Here is a 24,716-nt window from a genome sequence, read left to right as displayed (position 1 = left end):
CGCAGACGGTCCTGCTTGTGTGGTTCAGGAGACCTACCCAGATGCAACGATTCGACGAAATGTATGCAGCCACGCCCTTCGAGGGCAGCGATGTGCGAGCGCATTACAAAAGCTACCGTGAATGGCTGTCACGCCAGCCCGCCGACACCATGCAGGCGCGGCGCGCCGAGGCGGAGATGATCTTCCGCCGGGTCGGCATCACCTTTGCCGTCTATGGCGCCAAGGACGAGGCCGGCGCCGGGCAGGAACGGCTCATCCCCTTCGACACCATCCCGCGCATCATCCCCGCACCCGAGTGGACGCACCTGCAGCGCGGCCTGACGCAGCGCGCCACGGCGCTCAACCGCTTCATCCACGATATCTACCATGGCCAGGACATCCTGCGCGCCGGCATCGTGCCCTCCGACCTGATCCTGGACAACGCCCAGTTCCGCCCCGAAATGGCCGGGCTCAAGGTGCCGGGCGACATCTACGCGCAGATCGCCGGCATCGACATCGTGCGCGCCGCCAATGCCGACGGCACGGGAGAGTACTACGTGCTCGAAGACAACCTTCGCGTGCCCTCCGGCGTCTCCTACATGCTGGAGAACCGGCGCATGATGATGCGGCTCTTCCCCGACCTGTTCGAGCAGCACGCGGTGGCGCCCGTGGCGCATTACCCCGACCTGCTGCTGGACACGCTGCGCGCCGTCGCGCCCGCCAGCGCGCCCGAGCCCACCGTCGTGGTGCTCACTCCGGGCATGCACAACAGCGCCTATTTCGAGCATGCCTTCCTGGCGCAGCAGATGGGCGTGGAGCTGGTCGAGGGCCAGGACCTGGTGGTCGAGAACGATACCGTGTACATGCGCACCACGCACGGGCGCCGCCGCGTCGACGTCATCTACCGCCGGCTGGACGACGACTTCCTCGACCCCGAGGTGTTCCGCGCCGACTCCTCGCTCGGCTGCGCCGGCCTGATGCGCGCCTACCGCGCCGGCAACGTCGCGATCTGCAATGCCATCGGCACCGGTATCGCCGACGACAAATCGGTCTATCCCTTCGTGCCGGACATGATCCGCTTCTACCTGGGCGAGGAGCCGCTGCTGTCGAACGTCCCGACCTGGATGTGCCGCAAGGAGGACGACCTGAAGTACGTCCTGGACCACCTGGACGAACTCGTGGTCAAGGAAGTGCATGGCGCCGGCGGCTACGGCATGCTGATCGGCCCGGCCGCGACGCGCGCCGAGATCGAGGACTTCCGCCAGGTGCTGGTGGGCAACCCCTCGGGCTACATTGCCCAGCCGACGTTGAGCCTGTCGAGCTGCCCGACCTATGTGGAAAGCGGCATCGCGCCGCGCCACATCGACCTGCGGCCTTTCGTGCTCAGCGGCAAGACAGTGCAGATGGTGGCCGGCGGCCTGACCCGCGTGGCCCTCAAGGAAGGATCGCTGGTGGTCAATTCATCACAGGGCGGGGGCACCAAGGACACCTGGGTGCTGGAAGACGCGACCGAAGCCGAAGGGAGCGCCGCATGCTGAGCCGCACCGCAGACCATCTGTACTGGATGTCGCGCTACATCGAGCGCGCGGAAAACACCGCGCGCCTGCTGAGCGTGAGCTATGACACCTCGATGCTGCCCAAGGCCGCGCGCCAGGGACTCAAATCGTGGCAGGGCGTGCTGTCGATCAGCGAGCTGGTGCCCGCCTATCGCGAGATCCACGGCGAAATCACGCGCGACAAGGTGCTGGACTTCATGGTCCGCGACGACAGCAACCCGGCCTCGATCCTGCGCTGCCTGCGCGCCGCGCGCGAGAACGCGCGCGCCGTGCGCGGCACGCTCACCACCGAAGTCTGGGAAACCCACAACCATACCTGGCTGGAACTCCGGCGCCAACTCGACGATGGCGCCTTCGAGCGCGACCCGGCGCAGTTCTTCGAATGGGTCAAGGAGCGTTCGCATCTGTCGCGCGGCGTCACCCAGGGCACGATGCTGCAGGATGATGCCTACCATTTCCTGCGCCTGGGCACGGCGCTCGAGCGCGCCGACAACACCGCGCGCCTGCTGGATGTGAAGTTCCACGCCATCGAGCGCGGCGACTACCACGGCAGCGCCAGCGGCGGGGTGGCGCAGTTCGACTTCTACCACTGGAGCACACTGCTGCGCAGCGTCTCGGCCTTCGAGGTCTACCGCAAGGTCTATCGCGACGTGATCACGCCCGGGCGCGTGGCCGAGCTGCTGATCCTGCGCCCCGACATGCCGCGCTCGCTGCTGGCCAGCATGCAGGAGGTGGTCGCCAACCTGACGCTGGTCGCCAACGCGCAGTCCGAAGAGACCCAGCGCAAGGCGGGCCGCCTGCTGGTCGACCTGCGCTATGCGCGCATCGAGGAAATCCTCGCCACCGGGCTGCATGCCTATCTCACCGAGTTCCTCGAGCGCGTGAATGCGCTGGGAGGGGATATCAGTCGGGATTTCCTGGTGGCGAATTGAGCTTTACCACTGACGGCTGACCTCAAGAAAAGTCATGGTGGTTACCGTTCGTGGTGAGCTTGCCTAGACAAGTCCGTCGAACCATGGACGGCCTGTGCTCATACTTGGAGCGCAGGCCGTCCATCCTTCGACAAGCTCAGGACGAACGGTGGGAAGGTAGGCGCCTGTTCCCAACCGTTCGTGGTGAGCTTGCCTGGGCGGCCCCGTCGAACCATGGACGGCCTGTTCTCGAGATGGATCGCGCGCCTTGCCATATTCGGAAGTTGCCTGACTTGGTGTCGGTTCAGCCCCGGCCCCCACCCCTGCGCTGCTCCCGCAGCATATATAGATAAAGACTCTCCACCTTCTCCCTCGCCCAAGGCGTCCGGCGCAGGAACTTCAGGCTGGAATTCACGCTCGGCTGGCTCTGGAAGCAGCGGATCGGCACCAGGCGGCCGAGTTCCTCCCAGCCATAGTGCGCCTGCAGGGCCTCGACGATGGCGGCAAGCGTGATGCCATGCAAGGGATTGTTGGACTGCTTGGCGGGTGCGCGGGGCGTATCGGGCGGATTCTGCATGGGGGCGAGCATATCGGGCATGCCGGGCATGCATGGGGTGCAGGGATAAAAAAACGGGCCCTGGGGCCCGTTCAATTGCGCCTGGGCGCGTTATTCGAGTTCGCCCAGCTGCGACTGCAGATAGTTCTGCACGCCGACCTTCTGGATGATGTCCAGCTGGGTCTCGAGGAAGTCGATGTGCTCCTCCGTGTCGTCGAGGATCTTCAGCAGCAGGTCGCGCGAGACATAGTCGCGCACCGCGTCGGCGTGGTGGATGCCATCCTTGATGGTCTGCTGCGCCGCCAGTTCCAGGCGCAGGTCGCAGGCCAGGGCTTCGGGCACGTCTTCGCCGATCTGCAGCTTGCCCAGGTCCTGCAGGTTGGGCAGGCCGTCCAGCATGAAGATGCGGTCCATGAGCCAGTCGGCATGCTTCATCTCGCCGATCGACTCGGCATATTCCTTCTTGGCCAGCTTGTCGAAGCCCCAGTGCTTGTACATGCGGTAGTGCAGGAAATACTGGTTGATGGCCGTGAGCTCATTCTTCAGTTGTGCCTGCAGGTACGCGATGACTTGTGGATCGCCTTTCATGGGGGACTCCTCGATGTTATGGATATGTCGATTGTCGCTGGTCGAATGACCCTGGCAATGGCTTGACCCTGCAAATCCGGTCTGCCTGCGTTTGATGATGACTCGTGTTTGCGTTGAGAAGCAGTCCAGGCGCTATGGATTGTCACATCTAATAGTCAAAATCAATTAACATAATAATGTCAATTGATTGGATGTATTTTGTGAAAGCTCTAAACTGCATACCTGTGTTCAGTCGACTCACTTAAAGGAAGAAACCATGTCCGTCATCAATACCGAAATCAAACCTTTCAAGGCCAGCGCTTTCAAGGCAGGCAAGTTCATCGACATCACCGAAAAGGACGTGCTGGGCAAGTGGGCCGTGTTTGTCTTCTACCCCGCCGACTTCACCTTCGTCTGCCCCACCGAACTGGGCGACGTGGCTGACCACTACGAAGAATTCCAGAAAATGGGCGTGGAGATCTTCTCCGTGTCCACCGACACGCACTTCGTGCACAAGGCATGGCACGATGCTTCGGAAACCATCGCCAAGATCCAGTACACCATGATCGGCGACCCGACCATGGCCATTTCGAACAACTTCGAAATCCTGCGCGCCGACCAGGGCCTGGCCAACCGCGGTACCTTCATCATCGACCCCCAGGGCGTGATCCAGGGCGTGGAAATCACTGCCGAAGGCATTGGCCGCGACGCCACCGAGCTGCTGCGCAAGGTCAAGGCTGCCCAGTACGTTGCCGCCCACCCCGGTGAAGTCTGCCCCGCCAAGTGGAACGAAGGCGAAGCCACCCTGGCTCCTTCGCTGGACCTGGTCGGCAAGATCTAAGCCGTGCCTTTGAAAAGCCCGGGGCGATCCGGGCTTTTTTTGACACCGCAGAACAATAGCTATCGAAATTAATAATTAATAGGAATTGACTATCATGCTTGACGCCACACTCAAGACCCAACTCAAGGCTTACCTCGAACGCGTGCAAAAGCCCATTGAGATCGTCGCCACGCTCGACAACTCGAAGGCGTCCGGCGAAGTCAAATCCCTGCTGGCCGACCTGGTCGCGCTCAGCGACAAGATCACCGTGGTCGAGGACCAGGATGCAGACGCGCGCAAGCCCTCGTTCCTGATCAGCAACCCCGGCATCAACACCGGCGTGCGCTTCGCCGGCGTGCCCCTGGGCCATGAATTCACCTCCCTGGTGCTGGCGCTGCTGCAGGTCGGCGGCCACCCGTCCAAGGAATCGGCCGAACTGATCGAGCAGATCAAGGCCATCGACACGCCGCTGAACTTCGAGACCTACTACTCGCTGTCGTGCCACAACTGCCCGGACGTCGTGCAGGCACTGAACCTGATGAGCGTGCTCAATCCGAACATCACGCACACCGCCATCGACGGCGCGCTGTTCCAGGAAGAGATCGAGGCGCGCGAAGTCATGGGCGTGCCCACGGTGTTCGTCAACGGTACGCGCTTCGGCCAGGGCCGCATGGAGTTGGCCGAGATCGTCGCCAAGGTCGACAGCGGCGCCGAAGCGCGCGCGGCGGCGAAGATCAGCGCCAAGGAAGCGTTCGATGTGCTGATCGTCGGCGGCGGCCCCGCCGGCGCGGCCGCGGCCGTCTACGCGGCGCGCAAGGGCATCCGCACCGGCATTGCCGCCGACCGCATGGGCGGCCAGGTGCTGGACACCGTGGACATCGAGAACTTCATCTCGGTGCAGAAGACCGAAGGTCCGCAGTTTGCCGCGGCGCTCGACCGCCATGTGCGCGACTACGAGGTCGACAGCATGAACCTGCAGCGCGCCAAGGCGCTGGTGCCGGCCACGGAAGAGGGCGGCCTGATCACCGTGGAGCTGGAATCGGGCGCGACGCTGCGCTCGAAGACCGTGATCCTGTCGACCGGCGCGCGCTGGCGCAACATGAACGTGCCCGGCGAAGAGCAATACCGCACCAAGGGCGTGACCTACTGCCCGCACTGCGACGGCCCGCTGTTCAAGGGCAAGCCTGTCGCCGTGATCGGCGGCGGCAATTCGGGCGTGGAGGCAGCCATCGACCTGGCCGGGATCGTCAAGCATGTGACGCTGCTGGAGTTCGGCGCCGAGCTGCGTGCCGACGCGGTGCTGCAGCGCAAGCTGCGCAGCCTGCCGAACGTCACGGTGATCGTCAACGCCGAGACCACCCAGGTCAACGGCGACGGCAAGAAGGTCACGGGCCTGACCTACAAGGACCGCGTGTCGGGCAGCGTCCAGGATCTGGCGCTCGACGGCATCTTCGTGCAGATCGGCCTGCTGCCCAACACCGACTGGCTCAAGGGCACGGTCGAGCTGACGCGCTTCGGCGAGATCATCATCGACGCCAAGGGCCACACCAACGTGCCGGGCGTGTTTGCCGCGGGCGACTGCACCGATGTGCCTTACAAGCAGATCATCATCGCGGCGGGTGCGGGGGCTACGGCGGCGCTGTCGGCGTTTGATCATTTGATCCGTCACTGAAGCCGAGGGGCTTGATGCAAGAGGACTGCCAAGGCAGTCCTTTTTTGATCGTGGCGAGAGCAAGGGCATGCCTTTTTGTAGGGGGGCCATTCATCCTTCGACAGGCTCAGGACGAACGGTTAAACCCCCCGTTCGCCCTGAGCTTGTCGAAGGGTGAACGTCCTGCCCTCTAGAAGAACAACCTAGCCGTCCTTAGCCCCTGAACAGACGCCTAGATTTAATACCCCAGCCGCTCCGGCTTCACATCCTGCAAGATGGTGGTCGCAATCTCCTCGATCGACTTATTGGTGCTAGACAACCACCGGATCCCCGTACGCCGCATCATCGCCTCGGCCTCGGCCACCTCGTGGCGGCAGTTCTCCAGGCTGGCGTAGCGCGAGTTCGGGCGGCGCTCGTTGCGGATGTCCGAGAGGCGCTGCGGGTCGATGGACAGGCCGAACAGCTTCTTGCGCACCGGCAGCAGCGCCGGGGGCAACTGGCGGCGTTCGAAGTCCTCGGGGATCAGCGGGTAGTTGCCGACCTTCAGGCCGAACTGCATCGCCAGGTACAGGCTGGTCGGCGTCTTGCCGCTGCGGCTCACGCCCACCAGGATCACATCGGCGCCCGCGAGATCATGGTTGGTCTGGCCGTCGTCATGGGCCAGGCTGAAGTTGATGGCCTCCATGCGGTCCAGGTATTCCTTGCTCTGGCTGATGTCCGAGAAGCGCCCCACGCGGTGGTGGGACTTGAGCCCCAGCTCCTGTTCCAGCGGGTTGACGAAGGTGCCGAACATGTCCATCAGCATGCCCTTGCAGTTCTCGCGGATGACGTTCACCACCTCCATGTCCACCAGCGTCGTGAAGACGATCGGCTTCTTGCCTTCCACTTCGCCGGTGTGGTTGATCTGGCGCACGGTCTGGTGCGCCTTGTCCACGGTCGTGACGAAGGGAATGCGCACGAAGCGGGCGCTCACGTCGAACTGGGTCATCAGGGCTTTGCCGAAGGTCTCGGCGGTGATGCCGGTGCCGTCGGAGATCAGGAATACGGTGCGCGTGTGCATGGTGCTCTTTGGGGGAAATGAATGACGGGCCAGGCGCGCGGAAACCGGACGCGGGCCTACAATGGCGCCCATTATTCCCAATTTCATGTCCATGCTCGTCTTTGGCCCACAACCACAAGAGCAAAGCCTGCGCAGCGCAGCATGGACCACCCCGCGCCACCGGATGGCGCGGCTGCAGCGGTTTTTAACTTTGGAGCTTTCCCATGTCTGCACTGTTTGAGGCGACCGCCCTGGTCGTTCCTTTCGAGAAATTGCGAATGAGCGACGTCGAGTCGGTCGGCGGCAAGAACGCCTCGCTCGGCGAGATGATCTCCCAGCTGCCCGAGGGCGTGAAGGTGCCCACGGGCTTCGCGACCACGGCGCATGCGTTCCGCCAGTTCCTGGCTTTCGAAGGCCTGGCCGACCGCATCAACGCCAAGCTGGCCGCGCTCGACATCGAGGACGTGCGCGCGCTGGCCACGGCCGGCGCCGAGATCCGCGCCATGGTCGAGAACCAGCCTTTCCCGGCCGACCTGCAGCAGGCCATCGGCGAAGCCTTTGCCACGCTGAGCGCGGGCAACGACCAGGCCTCGTTCGCGGTGCGATCCTCGGCCACGGCCGAGGACCTGCCCGACGCCTCCTTTGCCGGCCAGCAGGAAACCTTCCTCAACGTGGTGGGCATCGACGACGTGCTGCACAAGATGAAGGAAGTGTTCGCCTCGCTCTACAACGACCGTGCGATCTCCTACCGCGTGCACAAGGGCTTCGCGCACGACGTGGTCGCGCTGTCGGCCGGCGTGCAGCGCATGGTGCGCTCCGACACCGGTGCCGCCGGCGTCATGTTCACCATCGACACCGAATCGGGCTTCGAGGACGTGGTGTTCATCACCTCGAGCTACGGCCTGGGCGAGACCGTGGTGCAGGGCGCCGTCAACCCCGACGAGTTCTATGTGCACAAGCCCATGCTCAAGGCCGGCAAGAAGGCGCTGATCCGCCGCAACCTGGGCTCGAAGCTGGTGCAGATGGTGTTCGCCTCGGCCGAGGAGAAGGCCACCAGCGGCAAGCTGGTCAAGACCACCGATGTCGCGCCCGAGCTGCGCAACCGCTACTCGCTGACCGACGCCGACGTCGAGCAGCTCGCGCGCTATGCGCTGGTCATCGAGGAGCACTACGGCCGCCCGATGGACATCGAGTGGGGCAAGGACGGCACCGACGGCCAGATCTACATCCTGCAGGCCCGCCCCGAGACCGTGAAGAGCCAGTCCAAGGGCCAGGCCGAGATGCGCTACAAGCTCATGGGCACGGGCGCGGTGCTGGCCGAAGGCCGCGCCATCGGCCAGAAGATCGGCACCGGCCCGGTGCGCCTGGTCGGCGACATCTCGCAGATGGACCAGGTGCAGCCCGGCGACGTGCTGGTCACCGACATGACCGACCCGAACTGGGAGCCGGTGATGAAGCGTGCCTCGGCCATCGTCACCAACCGCGGCGGCCGCACCTGCCACGCGGCGATCATCGCGCGCGAGCTCGGCATTCCTGCCGTCGTCGGCTGCGGCAACGCCACCGAACTGCTCAAGGCCGGCACGCTGGTCACCGTGTCCTGCGCCGAAGGCGACACCGGCAAGATTTACGACGGCCTGATCGAGACCGAGGTCACCGAGGTGCAGCGCGGCGCGATGCCCGAGATCAAGACCAAGATCATGATGAACGTCGGCAACCCCCAGCTGGCCTTCGACTTCGCGCAGCTGCCCAACGAGGGCGTGGGCCTGGCGCGCCTGGAGTTCATCATCAACAACAACATCGGCGTGCACCCCAAGGCCATCCTGGACTACCCCGCGGTCGATGCCGACCTGAAGAAAGCCGTGGAATCGGTGGCCCGCGGCCATGCCTCGCCGCGCGCCTTCTATGTCGACAAGGTGGCCGAAGGCGTGGCGACGATCGCCGCCGCGTTCTACCCCAAGCCGGTCATCGTGCGCATGTCGGACTTCAAGTCCAACGAATACCGCAAGCTGATCGGCGGCAGCCGCTACGAGCCCGAGGAAGAGAACCCGATGCTGGGCTTCCGCGGCGCGGCGCGCTACATCAGCGCCGACTTCGGCGAAGCCTTCAAGATGGAATGCGAGGCGCTGCGCCGCGTGCGCGAGGACATGGGCCTGACCAACGTGCAGATCATGATCCCCTTCGTGCGCACGCTCAAGCAGGCCGAGCGCGTGAACCAGCTGCTGGCCGACAATGGCCTGAAGCGCGGCGAGAACGGGCTCAAGCTGATCATGATGTGCGAGGTGCCCTCGAACGCCATCCTGGCCGACGAGTTCCTCGAGTACTTCGACGGCTTCTCCATCGGCTCCAACGACCTGACCCAGCTGACGCTGGGCCTGGACCGCGACTCCGGCCTGGAGCTGCTGGCGGCCGACTTCGACGAGCGCGATCCCGCCGTGAAGAAGATGCTCAAGCGCTCCATCGACGCCTGCCTGGCCCAGGGCAAGTACGTGGGCATCTGCGGCCAGGGCCCTTCGGACCACCCGGACTTCGCCGAATGGCTGGCGCAGCAGGGCATCTCCTCGATCTCGCTCAATCCTGACAGCGTGGTTGCCACCTGGCAGCAGCTGGCCGATCGCTGAAAGGCGATTGACCCATGAAAAAAGCGGCCTTGGCCGCTTTTTTTGTTTCTGCGCCGTGCTGACAGCCCTGGCTGAAGCACTGCACCAAAAAGACCGTTCGTCCTGAGCTTGTCGCAGGATGACGGACCTGACGTCAAGTTTTGGAAGTCTCAGGTTTAGGGCGCATGGTTCCCGTTTGGAGGACAGGACGTTCATCCTTCGACAGGATGCCCTGCGCCAGGCTCAGGACGAACGGATAGTTCCAGCTGACAGCTATCGAACAGGCGTTTTCAAACCGCCAGCAGCTCCACATCGAACTTGAGCGTAGCGTTCGGCGGGATCACGCCGCCCGCGCCGCGCGCGCCGTAGCCCAGCGCTGCGGGAATGATCAGCGTGCGTGCGCCGCCGACCTTCATGCCCTGCACGCCTTCGTCCCAGCCCTTGATCACCATGCCGGCGCCCAGGGGGAACACGAAGGGGTCCTTGCGGTCCTTGCTCGAGTCGAACTTCGCGCCCTGCACGCCTTCGTTGTAGAGCCAGCCGGTGTAGTGCACGGTGACGTTGGCGCCACGCTTGGCTTCGGCGCCTTCGCCGACGATGGTGTCTTCGTATTGCAGGCCGGAGGGGGTGGTGGTGAATGCCATGGGAGATCCTTGGAAATGAATGGAGGTGAAAGCGTCCGCGGGGGACAGGTGTCAATGCCGTACTTTACTTCTTGGCGCGCGCCGTGACCCAGCGGTTGGCAAAGGCCTGCACGTCGCTGAGCCTCTTGAGCAGGTCCTGGCCCGTCATCGTCACGATGTAGCCATCGCTGCCATGCTCGAGCAGCCCGCATTCGCGCAGCTCCTTAATGCGGGTGTTGAGCGTGTTGGGGGTGATGCCGCCGACGCTGTCCTGGAGCAGGCGGAAGGTCTGGGGATGTCCGTCCCGCAGCGCCCACAGCACCCGCAGCGCGTAACGGCATTCGAGCCGCTCGAACAGCTGGTTGATGGCGACATTTTCCTTGGGGCTCATGGACGCTTCTCCTTGCGCGATGGGGTGTGGGCAGTGCGTTGGCCACTGCGCCCAGTCGTAAATGACTATAGCGTGGAAACTATCTTGCTACAAGTTTGGTAGCTCCGAAGCCATATCCGCCTTGCGCAGATGAGCAAATCTGGAAAATCCAGGCAATTGTTGCTGCCAAGCCACGCTGGCTGCAGGGGATTAGCTCAGCTTCCGTACGGCCCCATGCTCCGGACTGACGCATCCTCTACCAACGGCATGTTCCAGACCGCAGCCATGCAGATGCGCGACCAGCAGCTGCGCGGCCGTGCTCAGCTGCTCGTGGCTGCGAAAGCAGATGGCGAAGCGCCGCTGCGCCCAGGCATCGGCCAGCGGCACCAGGCGCAGGCCGTAGGCCTTTGCAAAGGGCTCGGCGATCTCGAAAGGCACCACGCTGATCGCCAGGTTGGCGCGCACGACGCGCAGCGCGGCCTCGAAATGCGAGACCTGCATGCGGTGCTGCAGCACCTTGCCGTGCACGGCGGCGGCGCGCGTGAGCATCTGCTGCACCGCGCTGAGCGCCGGCATGTTCACGAATTCATGGTCCAGCACCTCGGCGAAGTGCACCTGCCGGCGCGCGGCGACGGGGTGGCTGGCATGCGCGCAGATGGCCAGGTGGTCGCCGCGGTAGGCCTGGGTCTGCAGGCCCTCGAGGTCGGCCGCGTCCCAGCAGATGCCGACCGAGGCGCTGCCCTCGCGCACGCCGCGCGCCACTTCGGGGCTCACGCGCTCCTCGAGGCTGACCTGGATCTGGCCATGGGCGGGCGCTTGCAGGAAGGCCGCCACGTCGTCGGCCAGCGACTCGGCCATGACCGAAGCGGTGACCAGCAGCCGCACATGGCCGCGCGTGCCCTGGGCATAGCCCGCCATGTCGCGCGCGATCACCGCGCTGCGCGCCAGCAGCGCGCGTGCATGCTCGAGCAGGGTCTCGCCGGCGGGCGTGGGCGCCACGCCGCGGCGCTTGCGCACCAGCAGCTGCGTGCCGACCTGGTATTCGAGCTGGGCCAGCCGCTTGCTGATGGCCGAGCCGACCATGGCCTGCTGCAGGCCCACCGCCGCGATATTGCGTTGCTCGCACACGGCGACGAACAGCCGCAGGGTGGTCAGGTCGAGGTCGCGCATGGAGGTATTCCGTTTGGGAAGGCTAGTGGTTCCAAAATTGATTATCCGTTCCGACCAGGAATTCCTAGAATCGGCGCATTCCCTAACCAGAACGATTTGGAGACCGCATGCCGTCCACTGCTTCCCGCCAAGCCGTCCTCCGCGAAGTCGGCCTGCGCGACGGCCTGCAGAGCCTGGCGCGCACCATGCCGACGGCGCAAAAACTCGCCTGGGTCGATGCCGCCTACGCCGCCGGCCAGCGCGAGATCGAGGTCGGCTCCTTCGTGCCGGCGCGGCTGCTGCCCCAGCTGGCCGACACCGCCGAGGTGCTGGCGCATGCCAAGGCGCTGCCCGGGCTGGTGGCCTCGGTGCTGGTGCCCAATCTCAAGGGCGCGCAGAAGGCGCTGGAATGCGGCGCCGATCTGATGGTGGTGCCGCTGTCGGCCAGCCATGCCCACAGCCTGGCGAATCTGCGCAAGACGCCCGACGAGGTGGTGGCCGAGGTGGCACGCATCCGCGCACAGCGCGACGCGGGCGGCCACGCGACGCTGATCGAGGGCGGTGTGGGTACCGCCTTTGGCTGTACGCTGCAGGGCGAGGTCGAGCCGGCCGAGGTGCTGCGCCTGCTGGTGGCGCTGCTCGATGCGGGCGCGGACCGGGTGAGCCTGGCCGATACCGTGGGCTTTGCCGACCCCGAAATGGTGCGGCGCATGTTCGAGGCAGCGCGCCGCGAGGTCGGAGACAGGCTATGCTGCGCGCACTTCCACGATACGCGCGGGCTCGGCCTGGCAAATGCCTATGCGGCCTGGCAGACCGGCATCGAGCGCTTCGATGCCTGCTTGGCCGGCATCGGCGGCTGTCCGCATGCGCCGGGCGCCAGCGGCAACGTGGCGACCGAGGACCTGGCGTTCATGCTCGAACGCATGGGCGTGGAGACAGGATTGGATATCCAGGCCCTGCTGGCATTGCGCCGGCAGCTCGAGGCCTGGTTGCCGGGGGAGACCCTGCATGGTGTGCTGTGGCAGGCAGGTCTGCCGCAGGTGCTCAATGGCGCGGCGGCGATGGCTGCCTGAGCCGGTTTTGGATGGAACGTGATGTCTGAGAATTTGAATGCTGCGGATGCGGCCAAGGGTGCCGGCCTGCCGCTGCAGGGTCTGCGGGTGGTGGAGTTTTCGCATATGGTCATGGGTCCCACCTGCGGCATGGTGCTGGCGGATCTGGGGGCCGAGGTCATCAAGGTCGAGCCCGTCGAGGGCGACCGCACGCGCCATCTGCTGGGCGCGGGCGCGGGCTTCTTCCCGATGTTCAACCGCAACAAGAAGAGCATCGCGCTGGACCTGCGCCACCCCGAGGGCCTGCAGGCCGCGATCCGCCTGGCCTCGTCGGCCGACATCGTGGTGCAGAACTTCAAGCCCGGCGTCATGAAGAAGTACGGCCTCGACTACAGCGCGCTGTCGCGCCTGAACGAGCGGCTGATCTACGTGAACCACGCGGGCTTCCTGCCCGGCCCCTACGAGCAGCGCACGGCGCTCGACGAGGTGGTGCAGATGATGGGCGGGCTGGCCTACATGACCGGCCGCCCGGGCGACCCGCTGCGCGCGGGTGCCAGCGTCAACGACATCATGGGCGGCATGTTCGGCGCGATCGGCGCGATGGCGGCGCTGATGCAGCGCGCCACCACCGGCCGCGGCCAGGAGATCGATTCGGCGCTGTTCGAGAACAATGTGTTCCTGGTCGGCCAGCACATGATGCAGTACGCCGTGACGGGCGAGGCGGCCGCGCCCATGCCCGAGCGCATCTCCGCCTGGGCGGTGTACGACGTGTTCAGCGTCAAGGACAACGGCCAGATCTTCCTGGCGGCCGTGAGCGACGCGCAGTGGAACACGCTGTGCAAGGCCATGGGCTTTGCCGACCTGCAGGCCGACCCGGCCTATGCCACCAACAACGACCGCGTGCGCGCCCGCCCGACGCTGCTGCCCGAGCTGCGCCACCGCCTGTCGGCCTACAGCACCGAGCAGCTGTCCGATATCTTCGAGCGCAACGGCCTGCCCTACGCGCCCATCGTGCGTCCCGAGCAGCTGTTCGACGACCCGCACCTCAACGCCACGGGCGGGCTGGCCGAGGTCACGCTCACCGATGGCGAGCGTGCCGGGCAGACTGCGCGCACCACCCTGCTGCCGATCCGCATGGACGGCCAGCGCCCCGGCATCCGCCACAACCCGCCCAAGCTGGGGGAACACACCCGGCAGCTGCTGGATTCGCTGGGCTATAGCCCCGACGAGGTCAAAGCCATGGAAGCCAACGGCGCCGTGGTCTAACCCCCAAGCCTGCGCATGCGCGGGCTTTTTTTCGCCATAAAAAACAAAGCAGGAGACAAGCCATGCATTTTCCCCATCTTCCCCGACGCAGCCTCCTGGCCCTTGCGGCCGCCAGCCTCGCGCTCCCGCTGGGCGCGCTGGCCCAGGGCGACAAGCCGCTGCGCGTGATCCTGCCGCTGTCGGCAGGCTCGGGCGCCGACGGCGCGATCCGCGCGATCAGCACCTCGCTGGCCAAGGCCGTGGGCCACCCGGTGGTCATCGAGAACCTGCCGGGCGCGGGTGGCATCACCGGCACGGCGCAGATCGTGCGCGGCCCCAGGGACGGCTCGATGATCGGCGTGGTCTCGAACAACCATGTGGTCAATCCCAGCGTCTACACGTCGATCCCCTTCGACGCCATGCAGGACATCTCGCCGATCACCATCATCGGCGCGACGCCCTTCGTGCTGGTCGCCAACCCGGCGGTGCCGGCGCACAGCATCCAGGAGCTGGTGGCGCTGGCCAAGGCCAAGCCCGGCACGCTGAACTACGGCTCCTCGGGCAACGGCACCATCCTGCACCTGGGCGCGGCAATGGTGGTCGACCAGGCCAAGCTGGACGTCAGGCACATTCCCTACAAGGGCATGGGCATGCTGATGAACGACCTGCTCAGCGGCCAGGTGCAGTGGGCCGTGGTGGCGCTGGCGCCCGCGGCGCCGCACATCAAGAGCGGCATGCTGCGCGCCCTGGGCGTGACCACGGCGCAGCGCGTGCCTTCGATGCCCGAGCTGCCGACGATTGCCGAGCAGGGCCTGCCCGACTATGCGCTCGAAGGCTGGATCGCGGCCGTGGGTCCCAAGGACCTGCCGATGGCCGAGCGCAGCCGCCTGCACCAGGCTTTCCAGCAGACGCTGGCCCAGCCCGAGGCGCGCAACGCGCTGGTCGCGCAGGGCTACGAGATCAAGCTCACGCCGCCCGAAGCCACCGCGGCTTTCATGCGCTCGGAGTTGCAGCGCATGGCGCAGGTCGTGAAGAACGCCCGCGTGAAATTGGATTAGCACTCCCCTGAGCGACTTCGTCGCTTCCCCCTCTCAACCTTCGGTGGAGGGGGACGGCACCCTCGGTGCGGGGCGGCCCTTCCTCGGTGCCCCTGGGGTGGTGATCGCCAGTTTCAGCGGCGGTTGACAACGCATTGGCTGTAATTTACGCGCTCTGGCGCAGCGGCTGCATGGCCTCCCAGCTGCGCAGCTTGCCGGGATTGAGCAAACCCAACGGGTCGAAGCGCTGCTTGGTCTGGACGACGGCGGGGTCGAGGTTGTTCTGCTTGCCGTCCTCGACGATGTAGACATGCGGGTTGTTGATCTGCACGCCATGGTCGCGGTGGATCTGCATGATCTGGTTCAGCCGCTCCTCGGTGGTGTAGCGGATGATCTGCAGCCCGCTGCAGTTGAGCGCGCCTTCCTTGGTGCGCAGGAACTCGAGGTGCATCATGACCTCGCCGCCCAGCGCCGCTTCCAGCGCCTTGACCTGTTCGAGCTTGCGTTTCGGATCGAAGCCGCTCTGGATATAGGTCAGCCCCTTGTCCACCTTGAGCGCATGCAGCGTGGTGTGGTTCCAGGTGTACTCGACCAGGGTCTTGTTGCCGGCCTTCACTTCCTCGGCGGTCTTGCGGTAGCTGACCTGGCCGCCATGCCTGGCCACCATGTCGCGCATGCCGGCTTCGGAATGCGGCGCGACCAGCAGCAGCACCGCGTGGCAGCCCGCGGGCAGGTATTCGGCCAGGCTGGTGAAGTAGGCGGGAATGGGCGCGGCCAGAAAGCACACTTCCTTTTTCTCCAGGCCCGGCGCGCTGGCAAAGCGGTCGGCAAACTCCAGCGCCGCGTCGAATGCGTCGAAGGTCGCAATGCATTCGGTCCACTCCATGGCCGGCGTGAGCGCGACTTCCAGCTCCAGCACGATGCCGTTGGTGCCGTAGGTGTGGTGCAGCAGCATGGCCTCGGCGCCGCGCAGCTCGATGACCTGCGGCTCGGCTTCGACGGTCATGGCACGCACCGCCAGCACGTTGCCCGGCGCGGCCAGCGGGCCGTGGTTGATCGAGCCCGCGCCGCCAAAGCCGCCGCCGAACAGTCCGCCCAGCGTGGCGCTGCGGTAGGTCGAAGGCAGCCAGCGCAGCTCCTGGCCCAGCGGCCTGGCCTGCGCGTCGAAGTCACCCAGGCGGATACCGGCCTGCGCCCGGCCCACGCCGCCGCGCACCCAGCCAAAGGCGTTGTAGCCCGAGAGGTCGAGGATCACGCCGCCCTGCAGCGGCGTGCACTGGCCGTAATTGCCGGTGCCGCTGCCGCGCACCGTGATGGGAATGCCGGCGCTGGCGCAGGCAGCCACCACCTGGCGGATTTCATCTTCGGTGCGCGGGCGCACGGCGATGTCGGCGCGCTTGCCTGCCAGCTCGCGTTTGAGCACCGGGCTGAACCAGGCGAAGTCCTGCGAAAGGCGGCCCACGCGCAGGGGGTCGGAGATCCAGTCGAGGGTGGGGAGGAGGGTGGGGAGGTAGTGGGCTGCGGTAATGGTGGCGGTCATGTCTATCTCTTCAAACGCTTTGGGCAAATTTCCGTTCGTCTGAGCCTGTCGACGGACGAACGGCCTGATGTGTTCACGAGGGCAGGACGTTCATGGTTCGATCCTTCGACAGGCTCAGGATCACCACGAACGGTGGAGAAGAGGAGGGGCTTACACACACCGTTCGTCCTGAGCTCGTCGAAGGATGGACGGCCTGTGTTCAAGTTCAGTGAGCTCGTCTAGCTCTCGCTCGCATGCCAACTTCCTAACGCCACCCGGCTCAGCCACGCCATCAGCACGAACATCGCCACGCCCGTCAGCGAAATCAGCAGCAGCGCCGCGAACATCCGCGGGATGTTGAGTTGAAACCCAGCCTGCAGGATCTGATACGCCAGCCCCGCGCCCGAGCCGCCCGTGCCGGCGACGAATTCGGCCACCACTGCGCCGATCAGCGCCAGGCCGCTGGAGATGCGCAGCCCGCCGAAGAAATAGGGCAGCGCGCTCGGGATGCGCAGCCGCACCAGCGTCTGCAGCCGCGTCGCGCGGTTGAGCTGGAAGTAGCTCTGCAGGTCGGGCTCGACGCTGCGCAGGCCCAGCGTGGTGTTGCTGATGATCGGGAACAGCGCCACCAGCGCGGCGCAGATCACCATCGAGGCAGTCGGGTCCTTGACCCAGATGATGATCAGCGGCGCGACGGCGACGATGGGCGTGACCTGCAGCAGCACGGCATAGGGAAAAAGCGCGGTCTCGATGCGCTTGCTCTGCACGAACAGGAAGGAGATCAGCACCCCGGCCACGGTGGCGGCCACGAAGGCCAGCAGCGTGATCTTGATCGTGACCCACAGCGAGGCGCCCAGCGCGGCCCAGTCGGTAACCAGCGTCTGCAGCATCAGCCAGGGCGAGGGCACCAGATAGGGCGGCAGCTCCAGCCCCGTGACCAGGCCCTGCCACAGCGCGATCAGCACCACGCCGACCAGCAGCGGGTAGAGGATGCGCTGCACGCGTGGCTGGGACAGCAGGGGCGCGCGCGTGGGCCGGACCGGGGCGGCTTTCTTCGCGGCTGGCGCAGCCGGGGCAGTGCGTGGCGCGACGGCGGAAACGGTTGGAAACGGGGTGCTCATGCGAATGCCTCCATGGAGTCGGCGCTGGCGCGCAGCAGGCTGTCCTGCAGCAGCTTGGCGTAGCGGCTGAATTCGGGCGAGACCATGAAATCGGCCGTGCGCGGGTAGGGCGCTTCGATGCGGAACTCCTCGACCACGCGGCCCGGGCGCGCGGCCATCATGACCACGCGGCTCGACAGGAAGACGGCCTCGTGGATCGAGTGCGTGACGAAGATCACCGTGAGCTTCTTCCTGCGCCACAGGTCGAGCAGGTCGGCGTCGAGCTTGTGGCGCGTGATCTCGTCGAGCGCGCCAAAGGGCTCGTCCATCAGCAGCAGGTCGGGCTGGGTCACCAGGCCGCGTGCGATCGACACCCGCATCTGCATGCCGCCCGACAAGGCGCGCGGCAGCGCCTGGGCGAACTTCGACAGGCCGACCAGGGCCAGCGCCTCCGTCACGCGCGCATCGGCCTCGGCGCGCGCCACGCCCGCCAGGTCCAGCGGCAGGCGCACATTGGTCTGCACGCTGGCCCAGGGCATGAGCGTCGGCGACTGGAAGACAAAGGCCATCTTCTTGCCGCTCTCGGCCAGTTGCGCCACGGGCCGGCGCCACAGGTGCAGCCGGCCGTCGGTGGGCTCGAGCAGGCCGGCCACCATTTTGAGCAGCGTGCTCTTGCCGCAGCCCGAGGGGCCAAGCAGCGTGACGAACTCGCCTTCCTCGATGCCCAGGTCCACGGGCAGCAGCGCCTGGGTGCCGTTGGGGTAGGTCTTCTCGGCCGACAGCACCTCCACGGCGGGCGTGGCGGCAGGCGGAAGTTCAGCGGGGGTCATGTTTGCCTTTCGATGAGGAGGCCAAGGGCCTCTGTTTCAGGGCGGTGCGCGATTCAGGGAAGGACCTTGAGGTCCTTGACGAAGCTGGTGTTGTAGGCATCGGCCAGCTTGACCTTGGCGGGGTCGATGAGCTTGGTTTCCACCAGGAAGTCGTAGCTGGCCTTGGCGCGCGCTTCGGTGATCACGCCGATGCCCTGGGTGGCCGCGTCGCCGCCGGTGATCATGCGCAGCTCCTTGAGCTTGGCCACGCTGTAGGCCAGCTGTTCGTCCGTCATGTTGGGGTTGTCCTTCTTGATCAGCGCGTTACCGGGCGCAGGATCGGCCAGGTAGCTCCTCCAGCCTTCCATCGAGGCCTTGACGAAGGCGGTCACCGCGGCGCTGCGCGCCTTGAGCGTCTTGTCCATACACGAAACCGTGGTCGCGTAGGCGGGATAGCCGTGGTCGCTGAACAGCAGCGTGTTGGCCTTGACGCCGGCTTTGGCGATGGCAAAGGGCTCGGAGGTCAGATAACCCTGCTGGGCCACGTTCTTGTCGGCGACGAAAGGCTGGATGTTGAAGGTATAGGGGCGGGTCTGCGAATCGCTCAGGCCGTACTTGGCCTTGAGCCAGGGCCAGAAGCCGCGCTGCGCCGAGGAGCCGATCAGGATGGTCTTGCCCTTGAGGTCCTCGAACCGCTTCACGTCCTCGTGCGTGATCAGCGCCTGCACATCCTTCTGGAAGATCGCGGCAATGGTGGTCACGGGCACGCCGCCCTCGCGCATCTGCACCATCTGCACGTCGCTCGAGCCCATCACGCAGTCGGCCTGGCCCGCGGCCATCATCTGCACGATGTTGACCTGAGGGCCACCCATCTTGATGTGAGCGTCCAGGCCATGTTTCTTGTACAGGCCCGTGGCCAGCGCCTGGTAGAAACCGCCGTGCTCGGCCTGCGCGTACCAGTTGGTCATGAAGGTGAATTTCTCCTGCGCCTGCGCGGTGCCGAGGGCACCAAGGGCGAGCAGCGCGGCGGCACCAAGTTGGGAAAGGCGGGAGGCGGACTTCATCATGGCAGGGCTCCGGAAGGGATAAGGACAGGGTGGGATGCGCGGATATCGCAGGTTTCAGGCCAGCTCGACATGGCCCGTGTGGTGCGCGCGGCCCCAGGTCGGCTCGGGGCGCGCGGCCCACTGCAGCTGGTGCAGCTCGGTGATCGCCGCGGCCCAGCTCGCGGCCAGCGAGTCGAGGATCGCGCGGCCCTGCTCGGCCGTGGCTGGCAGCGGGTCGCCGATGATGCCGCTGGGGCCGAAGTCGCGCGCGCTCCAGGCGCAGGCCGGGCGGCCGTCGGGCGAGAGCAGGGAAGATGGGAACACCGGCGGGTAGTTGGTGACGGCGCGCTCCATGTGCACGGTGTCGGGCGCCAGCGCCAGCATCAGCGCGGTCTCGGCGTGGCCGGCGTGCATGGCCAGCTTCCTTTCCCTGTCCGACAGGTACTTGCCGGCGACATGCGGCACGCGCCAGGTGAAGCTGGGCACGACGATGAAGTCGCCATGGCGCAGGCGCAGTTCGCGCGCGCACATCTCCATGACCTGCGGCTGGCCGCCATGGCCGTTGACGAACAGCAGCTTGCGAAAGCCCGCGCGGTAGACCGATTCGCCGATCTCGTTCATCGTCGCCAGCAGCGTCTCGCCGCTCAGCGTCACGGTGCCGGGGAAGTGCAGGTGCTCCTCCGACTTGCCATAGGTGATCGGCGCCATGGCAAAGGCCGGCACCTCGGCCGGCAGGCGCGCCAGCGCATGGCCCACGACGCCGGCGCTGATCACCGTGTCCACCGCGCAGGGCAGGTGCGGGCCGTGCTGCTCGGTGGCGCCCGTGGGCAGCACGATGACGGTGTTCTCCTTGTCGGGCAAGGCTGCGATCTCGGTCCAGCTCAGATAGGGCAGGAAGCGGTGGGACGGGTTGTAGCCATGCAGCATGGGATGGTCTTTCCTAAGGGCGCTCAGCGCTGGGGCAGCCAGGCCGTGGCTTCGACTTCGATCAGGATCTCGGGCGTGGGCAGCATGCCGCTGACCTCGACCACGGTGGAGGCGGGCGGCTCGCCCGGGAAGAACTGCCGGCGCACGCGGCTGTACTGCGGGAAGTGGTCCAGATCCTTGAAGTACTGCACCAGCTTGATCACATCCGACATCTGGCCGCCCGCGGCCTCGATGGTCTGGCGGATGCGGTCCAGCACATACCAGCTCTGCGCCAGGATCGGGCCTTCCCTGATATCGCTGCTGAACTCGCCGGTGCGGCCGATCAGCGCCGCGGCCTCGTCGGGAATGTCGGCGTAGCCGCGCACGATGCGCCCGGCCGTGGGGTCGACGGCAATGATTCCGGACAGGAACACCATGTCGCCCGCGCGGCGCCACGCGGCATAGCGCGCCAGGGGTTGGGCAATGCCCGGGGTGGTGGCGCTCATGCGAAACTCCTTGTGGGGATGGAAGATCGGGACCATGTGGCACTGGCCTGGCCGCTGGCGACCGCACCCTGGCGCAGCACCACGCGCGCCTGGGTGCGCGAGGGAAAGCCCCAGCAATCGGCCTGCGGGAAGATGATCAGGTCGGCGCTGCTGCCGGGTTGCAGCGGCAAGGCAGGCGCGCCGCGGCGCAGCCAGTCGGCGCGGCACAGCGCCTCGGACCAAAGGTCGAAGGGCTGTTCGAGCTGCGCCGCCAGCACGCCGGTGTTCAATGCTTCCAGTGGATCGAAGCTGCCGACCGGGCAGAACGGGTCCTGCACGTTGTCGCTGGCGATCAGCACCGGAATGCCGCGCGCACGCGCTTCCTTGACCAGCGTCAGCCCGCGCTGGCGCGGCGTGCGGCCCGTGGTGGCGTCCTGCAGCAGCAGATTGGTGATGGGCAGCGTGACCAGCGTGATGCCGCTGGCGGCCACGGCATCGAGCGTGGCCAGCGCCTGGGCCTCGTCCTGCACGGCCAGCGCGCAGGTGTGGCCGCAGACCACATGGCCGTCGAAGCGCAGCTCCCGCAGCAGCGCGGCGGTGGTCGCCAGGCCCTGGGCCTGCGGCGTCAGTTCCTCGTCGACATGCAGGTCCACATCCAAGCCATGCCGCTGCGCGGCCTCGAACAGGTGGCGCAATGCCTGCGGGTTCCAGTTCGACGTGTGCACGAAGCCGCCCAGCAGCGCACCGGGGCCGCTGGCGGCCATCGTGCGCGCCAGGCGCATGGCATCGTCACGCTCTGAATACAGATGCAGCGGAATCAGCGCCACGCGCTCGAGCGTCAGGCGCGGCGCCCATTCCTGCGCCAGTTCGCGCAGCACGTTCCACGCCAGCGGCTGGGCGTCGGGCTCCCACCAGTCGCAGTGCGTGCGCAGGTGGACCGTGCCGGCTTCATGAGCCCATTGCAGCGCGCGGCCGGCGCGGGTGCGGATATCGGCTTCGGTCCAGTGCGGGCGGTCGGCCATCATCGCCTCGATGGCGCCCAGCAGTCCGGGCTTCACGGTGCCCATGCGCGAGAGCGTGAAGGTCTTGTCGAGATGGGTATGCGCATCGACCAGGCCGGGCAGCACCAGCGCGCCGTCCAGATGCCAGGCACCGGCCGGGGCCCTTGCTGGATCGTGCGGCGCGATGCCCCGCACGCGGCCCTGGGACAGATTCAGGTCGGCGAGCACAGGCTGCCCCGCCTGTTCAGGCCATTGCGCGGGCAGCAGCCAGCGCGGCAGGCGCGCGCCCAGAAGATGGTCGGGAGAAGGCATGTGGGGTCTTTCAGGCAAGGCGCGCCATGGCATCGCCCACGCGCGCCTTGAAGGCTTCGAGGCGCCGCGGCGTGGCGACATTGAGGTGGTAGCAGGCGTGGTAGTCGACCCGCGCCCGGCCGCCCGTGAGCAGGCGCAGGTAGCGCGTCACCGACTTGCGCGGCGGATCGCCCATCAGCAGCGCGGTCCAGCGCGGCCGGCCGTAGGTCACCACGGCCGAGATGCGCTTGATATGCGTCAGCGCCGGCTTGACGTTCTGCGGATCGCTGATGTCGAAGGCCACGCCGGGCATCAGCACGCGGTCGAAGAAGCCCTTGAGCATGGCCGGCATGCCGAAGCACCAGGTGGGGAAGCAGAACACCAGGGCCTCGGCCCACAGCAGCCGGTCCACATAGCCCTGTACCGGCAGGCGGTTGCCAGGCACCTCGTGGTAGCCCAGGCGTTCCTCGCGGCTCAGCACCGGGTTGAAGTCTTCCGCATAGAGGTCGCAGTCGTCCACCTCGTGGCCCGCGCCGCGCAGGTTGAGCAGCAGCTCGGTATGCAAGGCCGCGTGGTAGCTGGTCTCCACCGGATGGCAATAGATCACGAGGACGCGCATGCCAGGCCTCAGAGATCGAGCGTGAGGCTGGCGCCATGGCTGCGCGCGCAGCACACCGCGACATGGGTGCGCTGCTCCTCGGCACTGAGGCAGCTGTCGCGATGCGCGGGCGCGCCTTCGAGCCAGCGCGTGGCGCAGGTGCCGCACACGCCCTGCTCGCACAGCGTGTCGATGGCAATGCCGGCCAGCTGCAGCACGTCGGCCATGCTTTCGCCGGGCTCGACATTCAGGCGCAACTGGCTGCGCGCCAGCACCAGTTCAAAGGCGGCTTCGGTGGCAGGGGGCGCTGCGGTGGAGGCGGAGATTTGCATTTTTGACCATTTGATTTGATCGATTGGTCAAACTATTGCAAATCGCATGCCAGCAAGGCTTGCAAGCGCCGGGCGCGCCCTCGTGCCGGCGCATCGACCGCAGGCGTGCAGCCGTTGCTGCCGCTGTCCTATTCTGGTGCGAGCCCGCAGGACAACAGCACGGAATTGGTGAGTTCGCGCCGGATCGGCTCGCGGTCGATGGGCTCGTCGGGCGCCAGGCCCAGCATGATGTGCACCTGCACGCCATAGTCGGCGTAGTGCTGCGTCATCCCCCAGATCTGCATCAGCAGCACCGTGGCGTCCAGGGCGCGCATGCGCCCCTCGGCGATCCAGCGGTCGATCAGCTGCACCTTCTGCTGCGTGGACTTCACGGCCACCGGCCAGTATTTGCCCAGGTTGCGCCCCCCGCCCAGCACCTCGGTGGTGAAGATGCGCGACAGCCCGGGGTTGTCGAGCGCATAGTCGAGCTTCTTGCGCACATAGCCGCCAAGCACCGCCCGCGGGTCGTCGCTGTCGCTGTCGAACACGAAGGCGCTGGACCAGCCATTGAGCACCGAATACAGCAGTTCCTCGTAGAGCTCTTCCTTGCTGCTGATGTAATAGTGCAGCTGTGGCTTGGTGAGCCCCGCGCGCTCGGCAATGGCCTTGGTCGAGGCGCCCTTGAAGCCGTGGCGGCTGAACTCGGCAATTGCCGCCTCGCGGATCGCGCAGAGGATGCGCTCGCGCCCCTGCTTGGCGCGGCTGGGAAGGACTTCGGCGTCGGATGCGGTCATGGGGCGGGCAAATGCGGGGAAGCGGCGATTGTGCCGTGTCAGGATTTCCAGAATCCCACGTGGGGGAGGCTGGCCTCGTCGAGCAGCGCCGGGCCTATGCATTCGATGGCGTGCGGCGACGCGGCAAACACGTCGCGGCACGAGAGCTCGGCATCGCGCTGCTCGGCGCGTTCGCCGCGGAACACGCGCAGGCGCACGGCATCGATGCCGAACACCACGCGCCCGATGCCCGACCAGAAGATCGCGCCCGCGCACATCACGCAGGGCTCGCCGGACGAATACAGGGTGGCGTTGGACAGCACTTCGCGCGGCACCTTGGGCCCCAGCTGGCGCACGGCATTGGTTTCGGCATGGCCCGTGCAGTCGCCGGTCTCGGTGGTGTTGCAATAGGCTTCGGCCAGCAGTTTTCCGTCGCCGCCAACGACCACTGCGCCAAACGGGCGGTTGCCGCGCGCGCGCGCGGTGTGGGACAGGGCAATGGCCTGGCGCAGATAGGTGCCGTCGGCATCGCCAAGAGGCATGGGATCTTCCAGCGGGGCGGGGGTGGCGAACATCAGTGCGGACATGGCGGTCTCCTTCAATGGGGTGGCGATTGCTGGCTGCCATGCACTTTGCATGCCAGTCGGGCACCGTTCTTGCTTGATTCCCGGCAGGAGTAGAAGCGTTCACTGTGCGGTCCAAGCGACCCAGCCAGCCGGAAATTG

25 protein-coding genes are annotated in these 24,716 nt (G+C 66.2%); 8 read left to right on the top strand and 17 right to left on the bottom strand.

Annotated elements, in window-relative coordinates:
- Positions 1-41 precede the first annotated feature (41 nt).
- Both M9799_RS03580 and M9799_RS03575 read left to right on the top strand, forming a co-directional pair.
- The gene (locus M9799_RS03580) at positions 42-1,517 is read left to right on the top strand and encodes a circularly permuted type 2 ATP-grasp protein (RefSeq protein WP_231044126.1); all 1,476 of its coding nucleotides are present in this window, start codon (positions 42-44) and stop codon (positions 1,515-1,517) included.
- Positions 1,511-2,467, top strand: a complete 957-nt coding sequence (locus tag M9799_RS03575) for an alpha-E domain-containing protein (protein WP_231044127.1) — start codon at positions 1,511-1,513, stop codon at positions 2,465-2,467. Before M9799_RS03580 ends, M9799_RS03575 begins: the two co-directional genes overlap by 7 nt.
- A 283-nt stretch (positions 2,468-2,750) precedes the next feature.
- On the opposite strand, the gene M9799_RS03570 is transcribed toward M9799_RS03575, so the two are convergent.
- Positions 2,751-3,035 (bottom strand): VF530 family protein, encoded by a 285-nt coding sequence (locus M9799_RS03570; RefSeq protein WP_231044230.1) that lies wholly within the window; start codon positions 3,033-3,035, stop codon positions 2,751-2,753.
- A gap of 78 nt (positions 3,036-3,113) precedes the next feature.
- Positions 3,114-3,590, bottom strand: a complete 477-nt coding sequence (gene bfr, locus M9799_RS03565; protein WP_231044128.1) for a bacterioferritin — start codon at positions 3,588-3,590, stop codon at positions 3,114-3,116.
- Positions 3,591-3,846: 256 nt separating this feature from the next.
- Between bfr and ahpC the strand changes: the two genes are divergently transcribed.
- Together ahpC and ahpF are read left to right on the top strand one after the other, a co-directional pair.
- Entirely contained in the window at positions 3,847-4,410 is a 564-nt protein-coding gene (gene ahpC / locus M9799_RS03560; protein ID WP_231044129.1) for an alkyl hydroperoxide reductase subunit C, read from the top strand.
- 94 nt (positions 4,411-4,504) lie between these two features.
- Complete coding sequence (gene ahpF / locus M9799_RS03555; RefSeq protein ID WP_231044130.1) at positions 4,505-6,061, top strand: alkyl hydroperoxide reductase subunit F; 1,557 nt, start codon at positions 4,505-4,507, stop codon at positions 6,059-6,061.
- Positions 6,062-6,278: 217 nt separating this feature from the next.
- Here ahpF and ppsR read toward each other — a convergent pair whose 3' ends face one another.
- On the bottom strand, positions 6,279-7,100 hold the full coding sequence (gene ppsR / locus M9799_RS03550; protein ID WP_231044131.1) for a posphoenolpyruvate synthetase regulatory kinase/phosphorylase PpsR: 822 nt from the start codon (positions 7,098-7,100) through the stop codon (positions 6,279-6,281).
- Between the two features lie 203 nt (positions 7,101-7,303).
- Between ppsR and ppsA the strand changes: the two genes are divergently transcribed.
- Entirely contained in the window at positions 7,304-9,697 is a 2,394-nt protein-coding gene (gene ppsA, locus M9799_RS03545; protein ID WP_231044132.1) for a phosphoenolpyruvate synthase, read from the top strand.
- Positions 9,698-9,966: 269 nt separating this feature from the next.
- On the opposite strand, the gene M9799_RS03540 is transcribed toward ppsA, so the two are convergent.
- The 3 genes from M9799_RS03540 to M9799_RS03530 all read right to left on the bottom strand — a co-directional run bounded on the left by M9799_RS03540 (position 9,967) and on the right by M9799_RS03530 (position 11,839).
- The gene (locus M9799_RS03540; RefSeq protein ID WP_231044133.1) at positions 9,967-10,320 is read right to left on the bottom strand and encodes an FKBP-type peptidyl-prolyl cis-trans isomerase; all 354 of its coding nucleotides are present in this window, start codon (positions 10,318-10,320) and stop codon (positions 9,967-9,969) included.
- A gap of 64 nt (positions 10,321-10,384) precedes the next feature.
- Positions 10,385-10,690 carry a winged helix-turn-helix transcriptional regulator gene (locus M9799_RS03535; RefSeq protein ID WP_231044134.1) on the bottom strand — a complete coding sequence of 102 codons (306 nt, stop codon included), beginning with the start codon at positions 10,688-10,690 and terminating at the stop codon, positions 10,385-10,387.
- Positions 10,691-10,879: 189 nt separating this feature from the next.
- Complete coding sequence (locus M9799_RS03530; RefSeq protein ID WP_231044135.1) at positions 10,880-11,839, bottom strand: LysR family transcriptional regulator; 960 nt, start codon at positions 11,837-11,839, stop codon at positions 10,880-10,882.
- A gap of 107 nt (positions 11,840-11,946) precedes the next feature.
- On the opposite strand from M9799_RS03530, the gene M9799_RS03525 reads away from it, so the two are divergent.
- From M9799_RS03525 to M9799_RS03515, 3 genes are all read left to right on the top strand, one after another.
- On the top strand, positions 11,947-12,891 hold the full coding sequence (locus M9799_RS03525; protein WP_231044136.1) for a hydroxymethylglutaryl-CoA lyase: 945 nt from the start codon (positions 11,947-11,949) through the stop codon (positions 12,889-12,891).
- A gap of 21 nt (positions 12,892-12,912) precedes the next feature.
- Positions 12,913-14,136 carry a CaiB/BaiF CoA transferase family protein gene (locus tag M9799_RS03520; protein WP_231044137.1) on the top strand — a complete coding sequence of 408 codons (1,224 nt, stop codon included), beginning with the start codon at positions 12,913-12,915 and terminating at the stop codon, positions 14,134-14,136.
- Positions 14,137-14,198: 62 nt separating this feature from the next.
- Entirely contained in the window at positions 14,199-15,173 is a 975-nt protein-coding gene (locus M9799_RS03515; protein WP_231044138.1) for a tripartite tricarboxylate transporter substrate-binding protein, read from the top strand.
- Between the two features lie 145 nt (positions 15,174-15,318).
- Here the strand turns inward: M9799_RS03515 and M9799_RS03510 are convergent, their stop codons facing one another.
- The 11 genes from M9799_RS03510 to M9799_RS03460 all read right to left on the bottom strand — a co-directional run bounded on the left by M9799_RS03510 (position 15,319) and on the right by M9799_RS03460 (position 24,578).
- Positions 15,319-16,692: an FAD-binding oxidoreductase gene (locus M9799_RS03510; protein WP_231044139.1), complete on the bottom strand. Its 1,374-nt coding sequence runs from the start codon at positions 16,690-16,692 to the stop codon at positions 15,319-15,321.
- A gap of 218 nt (positions 16,693-16,910) precedes the next feature.
- Positions 16,911-17,792 (bottom strand): ABC transporter permease, encoded by an 882-nt coding sequence (locus tag M9799_RS03505; protein ID WP_231044140.1) that lies wholly within the window; start codon positions 17,790-17,792, stop codon positions 16,911-16,913.
- On the bottom strand, positions 17,789-18,601 hold the full coding sequence (locus M9799_RS03500) for an ABC transporter ATP-binding protein (protein ID WP_231044141.1): 813 nt from the start codon (positions 18,599-18,601) through the stop codon (positions 17,789-17,791). Before M9799_RS03500 ends, M9799_RS03505 begins: the two co-directional genes overlap by 4 nt.
- 53 nt (positions 18,602-18,654) lie before the next feature.
- Positions 18,655-19,647 carry an ABC transporter substrate-binding protein gene (locus tag M9799_RS03495; protein WP_377007260.1) on the bottom strand — a complete coding sequence of 331 codons (993 nt, stop codon included), beginning with the start codon at positions 19,645-19,647 and terminating at the stop codon, positions 18,655-18,657.
- Positions 19,648-19,701: 54 nt separating this feature from the next.
- Positions 19,702-20,553 (bottom strand): creatininase family protein, encoded by an 852-nt coding sequence (locus tag M9799_RS03490; RefSeq protein ID WP_231044142.1) that lies wholly within the window; start codon positions 20,551-20,553, stop codon positions 19,702-19,704.
- 23 nt (positions 20,554-20,576) lie between these two features.
- Complete coding sequence (locus tag M9799_RS03485; RefSeq protein WP_231044143.1) at positions 20,577-21,038, bottom strand: RidA family protein; 462 nt, start codon at positions 21,036-21,038, stop codon at positions 20,577-20,579.
- Positions 21,035-22,330: an amidohydrolase family protein gene (locus tag M9799_RS03480; RefSeq protein ID WP_231044144.1), complete on the bottom strand. Its 1,296-nt coding sequence runs from the start codon at positions 22,328-22,330 to the stop codon at positions 21,035-21,037. Before M9799_RS03480 ends, M9799_RS03485 begins: the two co-directional genes overlap by 4 nt.
- Positions 22,331-22,340: 10 nt before the next feature.
- Complete coding sequence (locus M9799_RS03475; RefSeq protein WP_231044145.1) at positions 22,341-22,928, bottom strand: NAD(P)H-dependent oxidoreductase; 588 nt, start codon at positions 22,926-22,928, stop codon at positions 22,341-22,343.
- Positions 22,929-22,936: 8 nt separating this feature from the next.
- Positions 22,937-23,239, bottom strand: a complete 303-nt coding sequence (locus M9799_RS03470) for a 2Fe-2S iron-sulfur cluster-binding protein (protein WP_231044146.1) — start codon at positions 23,237-23,239, stop codon at positions 22,937-22,939.
- 128 nt (positions 23,240-23,367) lie between these two features.
- The gene (locus M9799_RS03465) at positions 23,368-24,012 is read right to left on the bottom strand and encodes a TetR family transcriptional regulator C-terminal domain-containing protein (RefSeq protein ID WP_231044147.1); all 645 of its coding nucleotides are present in this window, start codon (positions 24,010-24,012) and stop codon (positions 23,368-23,370) included.
- 38 nt (positions 24,013-24,050) lie between these two features.
- Positions 24,051-24,578: a nucleoside deaminase gene (locus M9799_RS03460; RefSeq protein ID WP_231044148.1), complete on the bottom strand. Its 528-nt coding sequence runs from the start codon at positions 24,576-24,578 to the stop codon at positions 24,051-24,053.
- Positions 24,579-24,716: the final 138 nt, after the last annotated feature.

This window comes from Comamonas endophytica (assembly GCF_023634805.2).
GTDB lineage: Bacteria > Pseudomonadota > Gammaproteobacteria > Burkholderiales > Burkholderiaceae_C > Comamonas > Comamonas endophytica.
This window is presented reverse-complemented; position numbering and strand designations above follow the sequence as displayed.

What these genes read in the sequence shown, in the direction of transcription:
- M9799_RS03580 (WP_231044126.1), top strand. Translation starts at nt 42, where the DNA reads ATGCAACGATTCGACGAAATGTATGCAGCCACGCCCTTCGAGGGCAGC.
- M9799_RS03575 (WP_231044127.1), top strand. Translation starts at nt 1,511, where the DNA reads ATGCTGAGCCGCACCGCAGACCATCTGTACTGGATGTCGCGCTACATC.
- M9799_RS03570 (WP_231044230.1), bottom strand. Translation starts at nt 3,035, where the DNA reads ATGCTCGCCCCCATGCAGAATCCGCCCGATACGCCCCGCGCACCCGCC.
- bfr (WP_231044128.1), bottom strand. Translation starts at nt 3,590, where the DNA reads ATGAAAGGCGATCCACAAGTCATCGCGTACCTGCAGGCACAACTGAAG.
- ahpC (WP_231044129.1), top strand. Translation starts at nt 3,847, where the DNA reads ATGTCCGTCATCAATACCGAAATCAAACCTTTCAAGGCCAGCGCTTTC.
- ahpF (WP_231044130.1), top strand. Translation starts at nt 4,505, where the DNA reads ATGCTTGACGCCACACTCAAGACCCAACTCAAGGCTTACCTCGAACGC.
- ppsR (WP_231044131.1), bottom strand. Translation starts at nt 7,100, where the DNA reads ATGCACACGCGCACCGTATTCCTGATCTCCGACGGCACCGGCATCACC.
- ppsA (WP_231044132.1), top strand. Translation starts at nt 7,304, where the DNA reads ATGTCTGCACTGTTTGAGGCGACCGCCCTGGTCGTTCCTTTCGAGAAA.
- M9799_RS03540 (WP_231044133.1), bottom strand. Translation starts at nt 10,320, where the DNA reads ATGGCATTCACCACCACCCCCTCCGGCCTGCAATACGAAGACACCATC.
- M9799_RS03535 (WP_231044134.1), bottom strand. Translation starts at nt 10,690, where the DNA reads ATGAGCCCCAAGGAAAATGTCGCCATCAACCAGCTGTTCGAGCGGCTC.
- M9799_RS03530 (WP_231044135.1), bottom strand. Translation starts at nt 11,839, where the DNA reads ATGCGCGACCTCGACCTGACCACCCTGCGGCTGTTCGTCGCCGTGTGC.
- M9799_RS03525 (WP_231044136.1), top strand. Translation starts at nt 11,947, where the DNA reads ATGCCGTCCACTGCTTCCCGCCAAGCCGTCCTCCGCGAAGTCGGCCTG.
- M9799_RS03520 (WP_231044137.1), top strand. Translation starts at nt 12,913, where the DNA reads ATGTCTGAGAATTTGAATGCTGCGGATGCGGCCAAGGGTGCCGGCCTG.
- M9799_RS03515 (WP_231044138.1), top strand. Translation starts at nt 14,199, where the DNA reads ATGCATTTTCCCCATCTTCCCCGACGCAGCCTCCTGGCCCTTGCGGCC.
- M9799_RS03510 (WP_231044139.1), bottom strand. Translation starts at nt 16,692, where the DNA reads ATGACCGCCACCATTACCGCAGCCCACTACCTCCCCACCCTCCTCCCC.
- M9799_RS03505 (WP_231044140.1), bottom strand. Translation starts at nt 17,792, where the DNA reads ATGAGCACCCCGTTTCCAACCGTTTCCGCCGTCGCGCCACGCACTGCC.
- M9799_RS03500 (WP_231044141.1), bottom strand. Translation starts at nt 18,601, where the DNA reads ATGACCCCCGCTGAACTTCCGCCTGCCGCCACGCCCGCCGTGGAGGTG.
- M9799_RS03495 (WP_377007260.1), bottom strand. Translation starts at nt 19,647, where the DNA reads ATGATGAAGTCCGCCTCCCGCCTTTCCCAACTTGGTGCCGCCGCGCTG.
- M9799_RS03490 (WP_231044142.1), bottom strand. Translation starts at nt 20,553, where the DNA reads ATGCTGCATGGCTACAACCCGTCCCACCGCTTCCTGCCCTATCTGAGC.
- M9799_RS03485 (WP_231044143.1), bottom strand. Translation starts at nt 21,038, where the DNA reads ATGAGCGCCACCACCCCGGGCATTGCCCAACCCCTGGCGCGCTATGCC.
- M9799_RS03480 (WP_231044144.1), bottom strand. Translation starts at nt 22,330, where the DNA reads ATGCCTTCTCCCGACCATCTTCTGGGCGCGCGCCTGCCGCGCTGGCTG.
- M9799_RS03475 (WP_231044145.1), bottom strand. Translation starts at nt 22,928, where the DNA reads ATGCGCGTCCTCGTGATCTATTGCCATCCGGTGGAGACCAGCTACCAC.
- M9799_RS03470 (WP_231044146.1), bottom strand. Translation starts at nt 23,239, where the DNA reads ATGCAAATCTCCGCCTCCACCGCAGCGCCCCCTGCCACCGAAGCCGCC.
- M9799_RS03465 (WP_231044147.1), bottom strand. Translation starts at nt 24,012, where the DNA reads ATGACCGCATCCGACGCCGAAGTCCTTCCCAGCCGCGCCAAGCAGGGG.
- M9799_RS03460 (WP_231044148.1), bottom strand. Translation starts at nt 24,578, where the DNA reads ATGTCCGCACTGATGTTCGCCACCCCCGCCCCGCTGGAAGATCCCATG.